Genomic DNA, 381 nt, shown 5'->3' with positions numbered 1-381 from the left:
CCCACTTGCCGCCCATCTCCGGGCCGACCGGCATGTGGTAGATGAAGGCGCCGCCGCCGGGCACGCAGTCCACCGTGCCGCGTTCCACCTTGAAGCATTCCCGGTCGGGAGGCGGTGGCCGCTTATCACAGTTGGTGAGGTCGATCTTGATCGAGGTCTTGGCCCCGGTCTTGTAGTTGCCATCGTCGGGCTTGCCCGGATCCTGCGACGGGATGATGGTCCCGGGGCCGGCTCCGTTGCTGACCTTGATCACACCCTGGTTGTCGATCACGGTCGGCGAAGGAAACGCCGCATGGTCGATCTTGGCCGTGATCTGGAAGTTGATGACGCGTTCATTGGCGGCACCGGCGCCGTCGAGATCAGCGGCGGAGAGGCGGGAAT

General features: G+C 64.8%; 1 pseudogene. It reads right to left on the bottom strand.

The window, feature by feature from the left end:
• Positions 1-381: pseudogene (locus EN893_RS37890) on the bottom strand (hypothetical protein); the annotation flags it as partial.

Source organism: Mesorhizobium sp. M7A.F.Ca.CA.004.04.2.1 (assembly GCF_004022825.1).
Taxonomy (GTDB): Bacteria; Pseudomonadota; Alphaproteobacteria; order Rhizobiales; family Rhizobiaceae; genus Mesorhizobium.
Note: the sequence above shows the minus strand (reverse complement) of the source record. Positions and strands in the feature narration are given on the sequence as shown.